13 protein-coding genes and 1 pseudogene are annotated in these 15,575 nt (G+C 69.7%); 7 read left to right on the top strand and 7 right to left on the bottom strand.

Annotated features, from left to right (window positions below):
• The first annotated feature begins 96 nt into the window (after positions 1–96).
• The 3 genes and pseudogenes from ABS361_17675 (at position 97) to ABS361_17685 (ending at position 1,740) form a co-directional block, all read left to right on the top strand.
• Positions 97–243: pseudogene (locus tag ABS361_17675) on the top strand (hypothetical protein).
• A gap of 7 nt (positions 244–250) precedes the next feature.
• Entirely contained in the window at positions 251–1,060 is an 810-nt protein-coding gene (locus ABS361_17680; protein ID XBY43874.1) for a 2-dehydro-3-deoxygalactonokinase, read from the top strand.
• 62 nt (positions 1,061–1,122) lie between these two features.
• Complete coding sequence (locus ABS361_17685) at positions 1,123–1,740, top strand: 2-dehydro-3-deoxy-6-phosphogalactonate aldolase (protein ID XBY46931.1); 618 nt, start codon at positions 1,123–1,125, stop codon at positions 1,738–1,740.
• Positions 1,741–1,760: 20 nt separating this feature from the next.
• Here ABS361_17685 and ABS361_17690 read toward each other — a convergent pair whose 3' ends face one another.
• The gene (locus ABS361_17690; protein ID XBY43875.1) at positions 1,761–2,504 is read right to left on the bottom strand and encodes a FadR/GntR family transcriptional regulator; all 744 of its coding nucleotides are present in this window, start codon (positions 2,502–2,504) and stop codon (positions 1,761–1,763) included.
• A 328-nt stretch (positions 2,505–2,832) separates the two neighbouring features.
• Here ABS361_17690 and ABS361_17695 point away from each other — a divergent pair, with 328 nt between their 5' ends.
• A complete protein-coding gene (locus tag ABS361_17695; GenBank protein XBY43876.1) occupies positions 2,833–3,756 on the top strand; it encodes an SMP-30/gluconolactonase/LRE family protein in 924 nt (307 codons plus the stop codon).
• Positions 3,757–3,849: 93 nt separating this feature from the next.
• Here the strand turns inward: ABS361_17695 and cysK are convergent, their stop codons facing one another.
• The 3 genes from cysK to mbfA form a co-directional block, all read right to left on the bottom strand.
• Positions 3,850–4,815 (bottom strand): cysteine synthase A, encoded by a 966-nt coding sequence (gene cysK, locus ABS361_17700; protein ID XBY43877.1) that lies wholly within the window; start codon positions 4,813–4,815, stop codon positions 3,850–3,852.
• A gap of 228 nt (positions 4,816–5,043) precedes the next feature.
• Positions 5,044–5,502, bottom strand: coding sequence for a dUTP diphosphatase (gene dut, locus ABS361_17705; protein ID XBY43878.1), 459 nt, complete (start codon positions 5,500–5,502; stop codon positions 5,044–5,046).
• A gap of 130 nt (positions 5,503–5,632) precedes the next feature.
• Positions 5,633–6,625: an iron exporter MbfA gene (mbfA, locus tag ABS361_17710; protein ID XBY43879.1), complete on the bottom strand. Its 993-nt coding sequence runs from the start codon at positions 6,623–6,625 to the stop codon at positions 5,633–5,635.
• 233 nt (positions 6,626–6,858) lie between these two features.
• On the opposite strand from mbfA, the gene ABS361_17715 reads away from it, so the two are divergent.
• Together ABS361_17715 and ABS361_17720 are read left to right on the top strand one after the other, a co-directional pair.
• Positions 6,859–7,425, top strand: a complete 567-nt coding sequence (locus ABS361_17715; protein ID XBY43880.1) for an isochorismatase family protein — start codon at positions 6,859–6,861, stop codon at positions 7,423–7,425.
• On the top strand, positions 7,422–8,432 hold the full coding sequence (locus ABS361_17720; protein XBY43881.1) for a helix-turn-helix domain-containing protein: 1,011 nt from the start codon (positions 7,422–7,424) through the stop codon (positions 8,430–8,432). Before ABS361_17715 ends, ABS361_17720 begins: the two co-directional genes overlap by 4 nt.
• Positions 8,433–8,453: 21 nt before the next feature.
• Here ABS361_17720 and ABS361_17725 read toward each other — a convergent pair whose 3' ends face one another.
• Together ABS361_17725 and ABS361_17730 are read right to left on the bottom strand one after the other, a co-directional pair.
• The gene (locus tag ABS361_17725) at positions 8,454–10,739 is read right to left on the bottom strand and encodes an NADP-dependent malic enzyme (protein ID XBY43882.1); all 2,286 of its coding nucleotides are present in this window, start codon (positions 10,737–10,739) and stop codon (positions 8,454–8,456) included.
• Positions 10,740–10,889: 150 nt separating this feature from the next.
• Positions 10,890–11,552 (bottom strand): pyridoxamine 5'-phosphate oxidase family protein, encoded by a 663-nt coding sequence (locus ABS361_17730; protein XBY43883.1) that lies wholly within the window; start codon positions 11,550–11,552, stop codon positions 10,890–10,892.
• Positions 11,553–11,732: 180 nt separating this feature from the next.
• On the opposite strand from ABS361_17730, the gene mutS reads away from it, so the two are divergent.
• Entirely contained in the window at positions 11,733–14,528 is a 2,796-nt protein-coding gene (gene mutS / locus ABS361_17735; protein XBY43884.1) for a DNA mismatch repair protein MutS, read from the top strand.
• A 38-nt stretch (positions 14,529–14,566) separates the two neighbouring features.
• Here mutS and ABS361_17740 read toward each other — a convergent pair whose 3' ends face one another.
• Entirely contained in the window at positions 14,567–15,541 is a 975-nt protein-coding gene (locus ABS361_17740; GenBank protein ID XBY43885.1) for a GNAT family N-acyltransferase, read from the bottom strand.
• Between the last annotated feature and the right edge of the window lie 34 nt (positions 15,542–15,575).

Here is a 15,575-nt window from a genome sequence, read left to right on the forward strand (position 1 = left end):
GTCGGTCGAGTGTCGACATTATTTGTATGATAAATTAAGGTCCGTCCAGCCCTACCATCCGGGAGGCCACGGATCCCGGCTCCGAGCAGCATGATCATGAACAGCAAAGACACGACGACGAGCGACGCACCGGCGGCCGCCGCGACCGGGCCTGGTCGGCCGGCGCTGATCGCGCTCGATTGGGGGACCAGTTCGTTCCGCGCCGCGGTGGTCGATCGCGACGGCCGCACGATCGCCGGCCGCAGCGCCGATGCCGGCATTCTCAAGGTCGCGGACCGCGCTTTCGTCACGGTGCTCGAAGCGCGAGGTCCGACCGCTGGTCGACGTGCATGGCGCGCTGCCGATCCTGGCGAGCGGCATGATCGGCAGTCGCAACGGCTGGGTCGAGGTTGCTTACGTGCCCTGCCCGGCCGACCTCGCGGACGTGGCGGCCAGGGTCGTCACCCACCACGAGGCGGATTGGACGCTGCACTTCGTGCCAGGACTCGACCATCTCGGCCCCGGCGACGTGCCGGATGTCATGCGCGGCGAGGAGGTGCAGGTGTTCGGCGCGATCGGCGCGGGCTCGGGTCGCGTCGTGCTGCCGGGCACGCATTCGAAGTGGGTCGACATCGCCGAGGGGCGAATCACCGGCTTCCGGACCTTCATGACCGGCGAGATCTTCGCGGCGCTGCGCGCGCATACGATTCTCGGCCGTCTCGCCAGCGGCGACGGCTTCGAGGCCGACGGCTTCGCGCGCGGTGTCGCGGCGGGCTTCGCCAGTCCGGCGCTGCTGCACACGCTGTTCAGCATCCGGACCCTGCCGCTGACCGGCCGCTTGCCGGCCGAGGCGGTGGTCTCCTACCTGTCTGGCATGCTGGTCGGCGCCGAATTCGCCGGCGCCACCGCCGGGGGCGCCGAGATGGCGATCGGGACGCCGATCGTCGTGATCGGCTCGTCGACGCTCGCCGAGCGCTATCGCCTCGCCGCCGAGATCCTCGGCCTCGCGGTCACAATCGGCCCGGAGGACGCCGCCGCGCGCGGTGTCGCCGCGATCGCCCGCGCCAACGGTCTCATCTGAAACCGGCATTCCCAATCCCGCACCGTCCTGGCGAAGAACGGTGCGGTTCAGGAGCACGAGACATGACGTTCGAACAGGCCTATGCCGCCTTTCCCCTGGTCGCCATCCTGCGCGGCGTGAAGCCGGGCGAGGTGATCGACATCGCCGAGGCGCTGGTCGCGGCCGGGTTTCGGCTGATCGAGGTGCCGCTCAATTCGCCCGATCCGCTGACGAGCATTGCGACGCTGGTCCGCCATCTCGGCGATCGCGCCATGGTCGGCGCCGGAACGGTGCTCGATCCCGACATGGTCGAGCAGGTCGCCGCGACGGGGGCGAAACTGATCGTTTCGCCGAACGCCGATCCGGCCGTGATCGGCCGGGCGCGCGCGCTCGGCTGTTCGGCGCTGCCGGGTGTCGCGACACCGACGGAGGCGTTCATGGCGCTCAAGGCGGGTGCGGCGGCGCTGAAGGCCTTCCCGGCCGAGGCGATCCCGCCCGCCGCGATCAAGGCATGGCTCGCCGTCCTGCCGAAGGGGACGAACATCCTGCCGGTCGGCGGCATCGCGCCGGAGACCATGGCGTCCTATCGCGTCGCCGGGGCGACCGGCTTCGGGCTCGGCTCGGCGCTCTACAAGCCCGGACAGAGCGCGGCGGAGGTCGGCGCGGCGGCCGCGCGCTTCGCGACCGCGTGGGCCGGCTGAGCGCGACCCGGCGCCGCGGATCAGCCGACCGTATCGGGCTGGGCGCGGGCGATCAGGGCCGCCATGGCTTCGCGGGCACGCGGGCCGTCCTGCTTCTCGATCGCCTCATAGACGTCCCAGTGCTCCTGGAACGCATCCTGATCGAGCTGGCCACGGGCGCCCTTGAACTGGTTCGACCACTGGATCGTCATGCCGATCGCCGGCGACATCGAGACCAGCGGCTCGTTGTGAGCCGCGAGCAGGATGGCGTGATGGAAGTCGAGATCGGCCTGTTGCCCGGCGACATTGGACAGCCGCTCGCGCCGCATGACGGCGAGCGCGGAGGTCATGTTGGCGAGATCGGTGGCGGTGCGGCGCTGCGCGGCCAGTTCGGCAGCGCGCGGCTCGACCATGTCGCGCACCTCGTAGAGCGCGGCGACGAAGGACGGGCTCGCCTCGGCGGCGAGCAGCCAGGCGAGCACGTCGGCATCGAGGAAGTTCCAGTCGGTGCGCGGCCGGATGCGGGTGCCGATCTTCGGCCGGCTCTCGACGAGGCCCTTGGCCGCCAGAATGCGGATCGCCTCGCGATAGGCCGTGCGCGAAACGTCGAGCTTCTCGCTGAAGTCGTCCTCGTTGGGCAGGATCTCGCCGGGCGCATACTGGCCGCCGACAATGCCGACGCCGATCTTGTGCGCGATCGATCCATGCAGACGACGTCGATCGTTCGGCGCGTGCGGGGCGTGCGGGCGATCGCCGGGCGCGTTGGCGCGCTCTCGGTTGAACATGTGCCTCATAACGTCCCCAACCCCCTCCGGCATAAGCAGCAATTTCTCTATATACATTTGAATTACCTCGGGATCTTGTCAGGTCGTAGTCGTGCGTATGCCGGACATCGATGGAGCGCGATCTGCGGATCGACATGCACTTCTTCTTCGTTCGATTGCGGATATGACATCGCGGTAACGCTGAAAATTGTCAGAGGATTAACGAAATCCTTCACCAGGCGGGCGCCCCGCCGGCCGTCGGATCGGCCGCGAGGCGACCGCCCGGAACCCGGCGCGGCCTCGGCCGTTGGCCGACATCGATCCCGGCTTCGATCCAGAGGAGACCACCATGCAGACCAGCCCCACGGCCGAGGAACCGGCCGCCCGCCTCGTCGTCGATGCCCGTGACGGGCTCGGCGAAGGGTGTTTCTGGGACGCCGAGACGGCGACGCTCTGGTGGGTCGACATCGCCCGCGAGGGGCGGCTGCAGTGCTACGTCCCAGCGACCGGCGCGCACCGCCGCTTCGAGGGGCTGCATTTCCCGACCGCGATCGCGCCGCGCCGCGACGGCGGCCTGATCGTCGCCACGATGGACGGGCTGGCGGTGTTCGAGCCCGATACGGCGCACTACCGGATCGTCGCGCATCCGGGGCCGGAGCCGGAGGACAACCGCCCCAACGACGGTGCCGCCGATCCGCGCGGCCGCTTCTTCATCGGCACGATGCAGCAGAACATCGGGCCGGAGGGCGAGGATCTGCCGGTCTCGCGCGACAGCGGCCGGCTCTACCGGATCGAGTCGGACCTGTCGTTCACCGCGGTGGCCGCCGACATCGGCATCTCGAACTCGCCGATCTGGTCGCCGGACGGGAAGATCTTCTACTTCGCCGACACCAAGGCGCAGGTGATCTACGCCTACGACTACGACGCCGAAACCGGCACGATCGCCAATCGGCGCGTGTTCTCCGACGAGACGCGCTACGGCTTCCCGGACGGCTCGGCGATGGATGCGGAAGGCTGTCTGTGGAACGCGCGCTGGGATGCCGGCGTGATCCTGCGCCTCGCCCCGAGCGGTGAGATCGATCGCGTCGTCAAGGTGCCGGTCGCGCGGCCGACCTGCTGCTGCTTCGGCGGCGAGGAGATGACGACGCTGTTCGTGACCTCGTCGCGCCGCGGCCTGTCGGAGGATGCGCTCGCGCAGCAGCCGGACGCCGGCGGCGTCTTCGCGCTCGAAGTCGGCGTCGTCGGGTTGCCGCGTAACAAGTTTGGCGGCTAATCCTCGGCTTTCCCCGCGCCGTTCGGCGCTCGATACAAAAACGGCCCCGCTCACGCGGGGCCGTCGTCGTTCGTTGCATTCAGTCCGGGGCGATCACTCCAACCCCTCGAACAGCGCGGTCGACAGATAGCGCTCGGCGAAGGACGGGATGATGATCACGATGGTCTTGCCCTTGAACTCGGGGCGCTGGCCGACCTTGACGGCGGCAGCGATCGCAGCACCCGAGGAGATGCCGACCGGGATGCCCTCCAGGCGCGCCGCGAGGCGGGCGGTCTCGAAGGCCTCCTCGTTGGTGATCTGGACGACCTCGTCATAGACGTGGGTGTCGAGCACACCGGGCACGAAGCCAGCGCCGATGCCCTGGATCTTGTGCGGGCCGGGCTGGCCACCCGAGAGGATAGGCGAGGCGGTCGGCTCGACGGCGACGACATGGACGCCGGGCTTGCGCGCCTTCAGCACCTGACCGACGCCGGTGATGGTGCCGCCGGTGCCGATGCCCGAGACGAACACATCGACGCCGCCGTCGGTGTCGTTCCAGATCTCTTCGGCGGTGGTGTTGCGGTGGATCTCCGGATTGGCCGGGTTCTGGAACTGCTGCGGGATCACCGCGCCGGGGATCTCGGCGAGCAGTTCCTCGGCCTTGGCGACAGCGCCCTTCATGCCCTTCGGGCCCTCGGTCAGCACGAGTTCGGCGCCGAGCAGCTTCAGCATCTTGCGGCGCTCGATCGACATGGTCTCCGGCATGACCAGAATCAGCCGGTAGCCGCGGGCGGCGGCGACGAAGGCGAGCGCGATGCCGGTGTTTCCGGAGGTCGGCTCGATCAGGGTCGCGCCGGGCTTGATCTTGCCCTCACGCTCGAGCGCATCGATCATCGCGACACCGATGCGGTCCTTGACGCTCGCGATCGGGTTGAAGAACTCGAGCTTGGCGAGCAGATTGGCGCCGACGCCCTTGTCCTTGGCGATCTTGTCGAGGCGCACGATCGGAGTGTCGCCGATGGTCTCGGTGATCGAACCATAGATGCGCCCGCGACCCGGACGGCTTTTCTCGACGCTCATCGCGCTCTCCTCGCTCGGGGATCTCTCGATCTCGTCCCCGCTTTTTCATCGCGGGCGATCTTAGGGCGAGGCGCACCGGCGGCGCGAGTCCGGCGCTTGCGCGATTCGGCATGGGATTGGAAAATTTTTGCCGCAGCATCTCCGTAGCGCAACGCCCGTCCTGTGCGGGCGGCCGGCGTCCGCCGATTGGGGGAACACCGTTCCAAGCTTTCGGCCGTGCAACCCGATTCAGGACCGGCCGGTCGAGCCGAAGCCGCCACTGCCGCGCGCCGTGTCGGTGACTTCCGAGACCTCGACCAACCGGGCCTGCACGACGGGAGCGACAACCAGCTGGGCGATGCGCTCGCCGCGGCGGATCTCGAACGGCTCGGCGCCGAGATTGATCAGCGGCACCTTCACCTCGCCGCGATAGTCGGCGTCGATGGTGCCGGGCGCGTTCAGGACCGTGATGCCGTGCTTGACCGCCAGCCCCGAGCGCGGCCGGACCTGCGCCTCGTAGCCGGAGGGCAGCGCGATCACGAGGCCGGTCGGCACCAGCGCGCGGCCGAGCGGGGCGAGCACGAGCGGCGCATCGGCGGGCACGGCAGCGGCGAGGTCGAGGCCGGCGGCCTCGGCGGTCTGATAGGCCGGCAGGGCGAGATCGGCGCCATGGGCAAGGCGCTTCACGTCCACTTTCACGTCCCGCATATGCTCGTCCCCACGCCGTAGATGTCCGTTGCGGCGCTTGTCGACGAGCGGCCGGGCCGCGTCAAGCGGCCCGGATCACGTTGAGGGGAGCCGTACCAAGCGGCCCGGAAACGAGCCCGCGCGAGCGCGGTCACGCGCTGCCGATCAGGATACCGGTGAGAAACACCAGCGCGCCACCGAGCACGATCTGCAGCGCGGCCCGCCAGAACGGCGTATCCATGTACTTGTAGCGGATCCAGGAAATCGCCCAGAGCTCGACGATCACCAGGAGCACCGCGACCGCCGTCGCGGTCCAGAAGTTCGAGATCAGGTAGGGCAGCGCGTGGCCGAGACCGCCGATCATGGTCATGCCGCCGGACGCCAGGCCGCGGATCCAGGGCGAGCCGCGGCCGGAGAGTTCGCCGTCATCGGACAAGCCCTCGGCGAGGCCCATCGAGATGCCCGCGCCGATCGAGGCGGCGAGACCGACCAGGAACGTGTCCCAGGTGTTGTGGGTGGCGAAGGCGGTCGCGAACAGCGGCGCCAGCGTCGAGACAGAACCGTCCATCAGGCCGATCAGGCCGGGCTGCACGTACTGCAGCACGAACATGCGCCGCGCGGTCTCGTCCTCCTCGGCGCGCGCGTCGGCCGGCAGGTGGGTCAGGCCGAGCCGATGGGCGAGCGAGATGTGGCTGCGCTCGGCCTCGGCGAGATCGCCGAGCAGCTTGCGGATGCCGGCATCCGACGTCTTCTTCGCGGCCTGCAGATAGAACCGGCGCGCGCCGGCTTCCATCACCATGGCCTCGCGCCGGATGATGTCGAGGTCGAGGTGCTGCACCAGCCAGACCGGACGGCGATCGATGAAGCCGCGCACGTTCTCGCGCCGGACGAGCGGAATATGTTCGCCGAAGCGCGACCGGTGCATCTCGATCAGCATGCGCCGATGCTCGCCCTCTTCCGCCGCCATCTCGTCGAAGACCTTGGCCGAGGCGGGATATTTGTCGCGGAGCGCATCGGAGTACATGCCGTAGATCCGCGCGTCGTCCTCTTCCTGCGAGATGGCGAGGCCCAGGATCTCCTGTTCCGTGAGGGATCCAAAGCTGCGCTTGCCGAAGCCGAACAGGTTCATGACGGGGCCCAACATGTTTAGAAAACTTCAAAACTAGCTAGCGTCTCGACGCAGTCCCGGCAAGGGCAAAACCGCATCGCTGCCGCGCCGATCGACGCGCGGATATCCGAGGCCGGCAGTTTCGGCCGGCGCGGGCGCCACCACGCGCGGCTTGGCGCGATTTGTCCGCAAGTCGTCCCGAACCGGCATTTCGGCGCGTGACCGGACGGCTAGGATCGCTTTATCCTCAAACGCATGGAGATCAAGCGATGAACCGCTCCGATACCGCCCTGATCGTCATCGACGTGCAGGAATCGTTCCGGCACCGCGACTATTATGTCGCCGACGGCGTGCCCGCCTATGTCGAGCGCCAGCAGGCGCTGATCGACGGCGCGGTCGCGGCCGGCATTCCGGTCGTGCAGATCTTCCACGTCGCCGATGCTGGCCCCTTCGCCGAAGCGTCGGGATATGTGAAGACGCTCGCGCCGCTGTCGATCGCTCCGGCGGCCGTGTTCCGCAAGCGCCGGCACAGCGCACTGGTCGGCTCCGGGCTCGACGTCTGGCTGACCGCGAACGGCATCCGCCGTGTGATCATCTCCGGCATCCGCACCGAGCAGTGCTGCGAGACGACCACGCGCCACGCCTCCGATCTCGGCTATGCGGTCGACTATGTCGGCGAGGCGACGCTGACCTTCCCGATGACCGACGCGACCGGCCGGCGCTGGAGCGCGGAGGAGATCCGCGCCCGCACCGAGCTGGTGCTCGCCGGCCGCTTCGCGCGGATCGTCACGGTCGAGGAAGCGCTCGCCGGTCCGGCCGAGGCGATCGCCGCATGACCATGCCGGCCCGCACCCCGCGCGAGATCCCGGTCTATGTCGTCGTGCCGCCGCGCGTGCTGCTGCTCGACGTCGCCGGGCCGATGGAGGTGCTGCGCAAGGCCAACCTCGAACAGACGGCGGTGCGCTTCACCGCCGTCTATGTCGGACCGCGACCGAGCGAGGGCTCCTCGATCGGACTGACGGTCGCCGGCATCGCGCCGCTGCCCGACCACGTGCCGGACGGTGCGCTGGTGGTGATCTCGGGCGCTGCCGACGAACCGCTCGGGGCACGCGCGACCACGCGAGCGGAGGATGCGCAGGCCGAGGCGGCGATCGTCGCCTGGCTCGGGCTGGCGATCCGCCCCGGCGTGCGGCTGGCGACGATCTGCTCCGGCGCGCTGCTCGCGGCCCGCGCCGGCCTGCTCGACGGCCACGAGTGCACGACCCATCATGCGACGATCCCCGAGCTGATCCGGGCGGCGCCGCTCGCCCGCGTGCGCGAGAACCGGCTTTATGTCGACGACGGCGACCGGCTGACCAGTGCCGGCATCACCGCGGGCATCGATCTGATGCTGCATGTGGTGGCCGAGACCGCCGGCCATGCCACGGCGCTGGCGGTGGCACGCTATCTGGTGGTCTATCTCCGGCGCGCCGGGGCCGATCCGCAGTTGTCGCCCTGGCTCGAGGGTCGCAACCACCTGCACCCGGCGATCCACCGCGCACAGGACGCCGTCGCCGCCGATCCGACGCGCGACTGGTCGGTCGCGGCGCTGGCGGATGTCGCGGCGGCGAGCCCGCGCAATCTGTCGCGGCTCTTCAACGAACACACCGGCATGAGCGTGACCGACTACGTGAACCGCATGCGCGTGGCGCTGGCGCACGAGTTCGTCACCCGCTCGACGCTCGATATGGAGGCGATCGCCGAGCGGACCGGCTTCGGCTCGACGCGCCAGCTCCGGCGCGCCTGGAGCCGGCTCCACGGCGCGCCGCCGAGCCGGCTGCGCGGGGCGACGGCCGGTCCATGACCGGCCATCGCGACGGATGGTTCAGCCGTTCATGTCAAAGGCGGCGAGCGCGGCCATGTTGACGAGGTCGGTGTCGCGGGCGCCGAGCGAGACGATCTGCACCGGCTTCGAGAGCCCGACAATCAGCGGACCGATCACGGTCGCGCCGCCGAGCTCCTGGAGCATGCGGGTCGAGATCGCGGCCGAATGCAGCGCCGGCATGACCAGCACGTTGGCCGGGCCCTTGAGGCGGCAGAACGGATAGGCCGCCATCTTGGCCGGGTCGAGCGCGACGTCGGCCGACATTTCGCCGTCGAACTCGAAATCGACGCGCCGGCGCTCGAGGATCGACACGGCCTCCTGCACCTTGGCGGAGCGCTCGCCCTGCGGCTGACCGAAGGTCGAGTAGGCGAGCAGCGCCACGCGCGGCTCGTAGCCGAGCCGGCGCGCCGCACCGGCGGCCGCCTCGGCGATGTCGGCCAGTTCCTCGCCCGTCGGCATCTCGGTCACCGCCGTATCCGCGACCAGCACGTTGCGGCCGCGGACCAGTACCAGGCTCGCGCCGATCACCCGGTGACCGGGCTTCGGGTCGATGACGCGCTGGACGTCGGCGAGCACGGTCGCCGCGTGGCGGGTCGCGCCCGACACCATCGCGTCGGCGTCGCCGAGCGCGACCATCAGCGCGGCGAAGTAGTTGCGGTCCTGGTGCACCAGACGCTGGCAGTCGCGCAGCAGATAGCCGTGGCGCTGCAGGCGGGCATAGAGGTGGTCGATATAGGCCGTGTTGCGGCTCGACAGCGCGGCATTGTTGATGACGATGCCGTCCTTGAGCTCGATACCGGCCTGCACGGCGGTCGCGCGGATGCGGTCGTCGCGGCCGATCAGGATCGCGGTGCCGAGGCCCTGATTGACGAAGGAGGCGGCGGCGCGGATGACCTGCTCCTCCTCGCCTTCCGCGAAGACCACGCGGCGCGGCTCGGCGCGCAGCTTGGAGAAGATCCGCTGCAGCGTGCCGGCGACGGGGTCGCGGCGCGCCGAGAGTTGCGCCTTGTAGGCCTCGATATCGACGATCGGCCGGCGGGCGACGCCTGAATCCATCGCCGCCTTGGCGACCGCGGCCGGGATCTCGGAGATCAGCCGCGGATCGAACGGCACCGGAATGATGTACTGCGGCCCGAACTTCGGCCGGACGCCCGAATAGGCGGCCGCGACCTCGTCCGGCACGTCGGCGCGGGCGAGCGCGGCCAGCGCATGGGCGGCGGCGACCTTCATCTCGTCGTTGATGGTGGTCGCGCGCACGTCGAGCGCGCCGCGGAAGATGTACGGGAAGCCGAGGACGTTGTTGACCTGGTTCGGATAGTCCGAACGTCCGGTCGCGACGATCGCGTCGTCGCGGATCGCGGCGACCTCCTCCGGCGTGATCTCCGGATCGGGATTGGCCATGGCGAAGATGATCGGCTTCGCCGCCATCGAGGCGACCATCGCCGGGGTCAGCGCACCCTTGGCCGACAGGCCGAAGAACACGTCGGCGCCGCGCACCGCGTCTTCCAGGCTGCGGGCGTCGGTCTCGGCCGCGTGGGCCGACTTCCACTGGTTCATGCCCTCGGTGCGACCCTTGTAGACCACGCCCTTGGTGTCGCAGAGGATGACGTTGTTGGGCGAGAAGCCCATCGCCTTGGCGAGCTCGATACAGGCGATGCCGGCCGCGCCGGCGCCGTTGCAGACGAGCTTGGTGTCCTTCATCGAGCGGCCGGTCAGGGCGAGCGCGTTGATCAGGCCGGCAGCCGAGATGATGGCGGTGCCGTGCTGGTCATCGTGGAAGACCGGGATGTCCATCAGCTCGCGCAGGCGGCTCTCGATGATGAAGCACTCCGGCGCCTTGATGTCCTCGAGGTTGATGCCGCCGAACGACGGCCCGAGGTATTTCACGGCGTTGATGAACTCGTCGGCGTCCTCGGTCGCGACCTCGAGGTCGATCGAATCGACATCGGCGAAGCGCTTGAACAGCACCGCCTTGCCTTCCATCACCGGCTTGGAGGCCAGCGCGCCGAGATTGCCGAGGCCGAGGATGGCCGTGCCGTTCGAGATCACCGCGACGAGATTGCCGCGCGTCGTCAGGTCGAAGGCCTTGGCCGGATCCTCGGCGATCGCGCGCACCGGCACGGCGACGCCCGGGGAATAGGCGAGCGACAGGTCGCGCTGGGTCGCCATCGGCTTGGTCGCGACGATCTCGAGCTTGCCGGGCCGGCCACGCGAATGGAACTGCAGCGCTTCCTGATCGGTGACGGTAATGCGTCCCTTCTTCGGGATCTCGTCGAACGTGTCCATGAACTGCCTCTGGCGACTGTCGCGCGCCCGCTCTCGACGGTCGGTCGAGAGCGGGAGCGCGGGAGCGTATTGACCTGGAGCCGGGCTTCCCGCGGCGGTTGGCCGCATCGATAACCGCTTCCGCCGCGGGATGCCAGCCACGCGACGCCGTCACGCGTCGCCCGAGGCGACCTTGGCGCCATATTCCTCGATCGTGATGAGACCCCCGGCCGCCGCGGCGCGGCCCTGATCACGCGCGGGCAGTGCCTCCTGCACGAGATCGATGCGCTTCCAGGCCGGGACCGGCGTCTCGCAGCCCGCGGCCGGCACGTATTTCGAGGTCTCGGCCTTGATGCGCCGATGCACATAGCGCGGACAGTTCACGAAGATGCGGTCGACGTCGATGCGGACCAGGAACTGCGCCTCCGGATAGGCCGCCATCAGCGGGTCGTCGCGCAGGATCGCAGCCGCGCCCTGCACCCTGAGCCGGTGCGGCGTCTCGAAATCGATGAACAGGAGCCCGACCCGCGCGGTCGCGGCGATGTTGCCCATCGAATAGAACATGCCGTTGCCGTCGTAGGACGGGAACACCAGCGTCTTCGGATCGACCACGCGGACGAAGCCCGGCGCGCCGCCCTTGTAGGAGACCGTCGGCTCGCCGTTCGGGTCGACCGTCGACAGGAAGAACATGTCGCGGCTGGCGACGAAGGCGGTCTCCATCTCGTCGAAGGCGTCGTGGACGATCGCGGCCTGCATGAAGTCCGCCATGCGGCGGCTGTCGAAGGCGTCCTGGAGCGCCCGGTGGCTGGCGGAATAGAGCTCTGGTGCTGTCATTCTTGCTTCCTCCCATAGGGGAGGCTAGGCGGCGGGCCGCGCGCTGGCTACATGCGCCGCACCATGCCGCAACGGACGATCCGCGATGCAGTCCCGGTGGCGCAAAACCGTGGAATTCGCGGCGGATGGCGCGCCTGCGACCTCGCCCGACCGGTTAACGATCTGCTACGGTCCCGCCCCATGAACCGCATCGTGACCGAGCCCGCGCCCGAGACCATCGACACCCTGCCCGAGCCCGCCCCGAACGAGGCCGAGGGCAAGGTCACGCCGTCCATGGCGCAATATATCGAGATCAAGGCCGCCAATCCGGACTGCCTGCTGTTCTACCGGATGGGCGACTTCTACGAGCTGTTCTTCCGCGACGCCGAAGAGGCCTCGCGCACGCTCGGCATCGTGCTGACCAAGCGCGGCAAGCACCACGGCCAGGACATTCCGATGTGCGGCGTGCCGGTGGTGCGCGCCGACGAATACCTGCAGCGGCTGATCGCCGCCGGCCATCGGGTCGCGGTCTGCGAACAGCTCGAGGATCCGGCCGAGGCGCGCAAGCGCGGCTCGAAGTCGGTCGTGCGCCGCGACGTGGTCCGGCTGGTGACGCCCGGCACGATCACCGAGGACAATCTGCTCGATACCGGCCGGTCGAACTTCCTGCTCGCGGTCGCGCGCTCGAAGGCCGGGGCGACGAGCGACGACGACGCGCGTTTCGGCCTCGCCTGGCTCGACATCTCGACCGGCGCGTTCCGGGTCGCGGAGACCGACGGGCGCCGGCTCGCGGCCGAGATCGCGCGCATCGATCCGAGCGAGATCGTGCTCGCCGAAAAGCTGTTCGACGACGAGGGCCTGAAGCCGCTGTGGCGCTCACTGAAGAGCGCGACGACGCCGGTATCCTCGGCCTTCTTCGACGGCGCGACCGCCGCCGATCGGGTCGCGGCCTATTTCGGCGTCTCGACCGTCGACGGCTTCGGTCTGTTCAGCCGGGCCGAACTGGCGGCGGCGGCCGGCGCGGTCGCCTATGTCGACAAGACCCAGCTCGGCCGCCGCGCGCGGCTCGACATCCCGGTCCGCGACGGCGGCACCGCGATCATGCTGATCGACGCGGCGACGCGGGCCAATCTCGAACTGCATCGCACGCTTTCCGGCGACCGGCGCGGCAGCCTGTTCTCGGCGATCGACCGCTGCGTGACGCCGGCCGGGCAGCGCCTGCTCGCCGAGCGGCTGGCCGGGCCGCTGACCGAGCCGGCCTCGATCCATCGCCGGCTCGACGCGGTCGACCGGCTGATCGCCGAACCGGTCCTGCGGGGGCGCCTGCGGGAAGCGCTGGCGGCCGCGCCCGACATGATGCGGCCGCTCGGCCGGCTGTCGCTGGCGCGCGGCGGCCCGCGCGATCTCGGCGCGATCCGCGACGGGCTCGCCGCCGCGGCCGCGCTCGCCGACCGGCTCGCCCGCGACCTCGCCGAGGCGCCGGACGAGCTGGCGGCCGCGCGCGACGCGCTGCTCGCGGCGCCGCATGATCTCGGTCGGCTGCTCGGCACCGCGCTCAAGGACGACCTGCCGCTGATCCGCCGCGACGGCCATTTCGTGCGCGAGGGCTATTCCGACCAGCTCGACGAGTTGCGCGAGCTTTCGGCTGACAGCCGCCGCCTGATCGCGCGGCTGGAGGCCGACTACCAGCTCGAGACCGGCATCAAGTCGCTGAAGATCCGGCACAACAACGTGCTCGGCTTCTTCGTCGACACGACCGCCGTGCACGGCGAGAAGCTGATGGCGCCGCCGCTCAACGCGCGCTTCATCCATCGCCAGACGCTGGCCGGCGCGGTGCGCTTCACCACCACCGAACTCTCCGAGCTCGAGGCCAAGATCGCCTCGGCGGGCGAGCGGGCGCTCGGGCTCGAAAACCAGATCTTCGACGATCTCGCGACCCGCGTGCTCACGGCGGGCGATGCCATCAACGCCGCCGCGCAGGCGATCGCCGCGATCGACGTCGCGGCCGGCTTCGCCGAGCTCGCCGACCGCGAGGGCTATACCCGCCCGGAGATCGACGACAGCCTCGATTTCCGCATTGCCGGCGGCCGGCATCCGGTGGTCGAGCAGGCGCTCCGCGCCGGTGCGGGCGACCCGTTCGTCGCCAACGACTGCGACCTGTCGCCGTTTGCCGCCGGCGGCGCCGAGGCGGGGCGAATCGTGGTCGTGACCGGTCCGAACATGGGCGGCAAGTCGACCTACCTGCGCCAGAACGCCCTGATCGCGATCATGGCGCAGATCGGCTCGTTCGTGCCGGCGGCGAGCGCGCGGCTCGGCGTGGTCGACCGGCTGTTCAGCCGCGTCGGCGCCGCCGACGACCTCGCCCGCGGCCGTTCGACCTTCATGGTCGAGATGGTCGAGACCGCCGCGATCCTGAACCAGGCCGGCAACCGGGCGCTGGTCATCCTCGACGAGATCGGCCGCGGCACGGCGACCTTCGACGGCCTGTCGATCGCCTGGGCGGCGATCGAGCATCTGCACGAAACCAACCGCTGCCGCTCGCTGTTCGCGACCCATTATCACGAGCTGACCGCGCTCGCCGAGCGCCTGCCGCGGCTTGCCAATGCCACCTCGCGGGTGCGCGAGTGGAAGGGCGACGTGGTGTTCCTGCACGAGATCGTGCCGGGCGCCGCCGACCGGTCCTACGGCATCCAGGTCGCCCGCCTCGCCGGCCTGCCGGCGGCGGTGATCACGCGCGCCAAGCAGGTTCTGAAGCAGCTCGAGGAGCACGACCGCAAGCGCCCCGCCGCGACGCTGATCGACGACCTGCCGCTGTTCTCGGCGCTGAAGGCCAAGCCCGTCGAGCCGGAGGTGCCGGCCGCGCCGCCGGCGGCTCCGGGCAGCACGGAAGTCATCGCCGCCCTCGACGCGATCGCGCCGGACGACCTGTCCCCGCGCGAGGCGCTGGAGGCGCTTTATCGGCTGAAGGGCGTGCTGGCAGCGGCGCGGAAAGGCTGAAACGCAGCAGCCCTCAGCCGCCGCGCATCCCCGTAATCTCAAGCCGCGTGGCGGCCCGCATCGGCGCCATAGTAATTGACGTGGCGCTGCGACAGTTGCGCGACCGGCATGATCACGCAGACGTCGGTGGTGCCGAACTGGTGGTCGACCACCGCGCCGTCGCCGATCATCGCGCCGAGGCGCAGGTAGCCCTTGACCAGCGGCGGCAGGGCGTGGAGCGCCTGACGCATGTCGAGGCTCTCCTTGCCCATGCGATTCATGTCGACGTAGCGGCCCGGCAACGCACGGACGGCCCATTCGGCCGAAGCGCCGGCCGTGTGATGCAGGAACGACAGCGGCAGCGCGAGGCGGCGCGGGTCGGTGCCCTCGAGGCTGGCGCAGCCGATCATCACGTCGATGCGGTGGCGCAGGACGTAGGTCCAGATGCCGTGCCAGAGCAGTTCGACCGTGCGCTTGGTGCGGTAGGGCGGCAGCACGCAGGAGCGGCCGAGTTCGAGGAACTCGAGGTCCGGCTTGCGGGCGAACAGCGGCGCGAGGTCGTATTCGTTGGCGGTGTAGAAGCCGTCGAAGCGGTCGGCGACCGACTGGCGCAGCACCCGGTAGGTGCCGACGATCTTCGGCCGCGACTTGCCGAAGGGCTTCGTCTCCATCGCGTCGTGATCGAGCACGAGGATGTGGTCGCAGATCGCGTCGAAGGCGTCGGCGTCGCGGCGGGTCAGCAGCGTCTTGGCGTCGGCGATCGCCGACATCTCTTCATAGAAGACCTGATAGCGCAGCTCCTGCGCACGCTTCACTTCGCCGACGGTGCGGGCGAGACGGACCTCGAGCGAGCCGATCCGGCCCAGCGTCGCGTCCGGCGACGAACCCTTCAGCGGCCCGACCGGCGCCGGCAGCCGGATGCCCGGCAGGACCGGGATGCGGCCGGCGGGCAGATGGCGCTGCGGCATCATGCGGGTGATGAGCTTCAGCGGCTTGAGGGCAGTGGCGGCAGCGGTGGCGGTGCGGGCGGACATTGTTGAACCCTTTGCGACCGCATGGGATTCAACG

This window comes from Ancalomicrobiaceae bacterium S20, assembly GCA_040269895.1.
Taxonomy (GTDB): Bacteria; Pseudomonadota; Alphaproteobacteria; order Rhizobiales; family Ancalomicrobiaceae; genus Methyloraptor; species Methyloraptor flagellatus.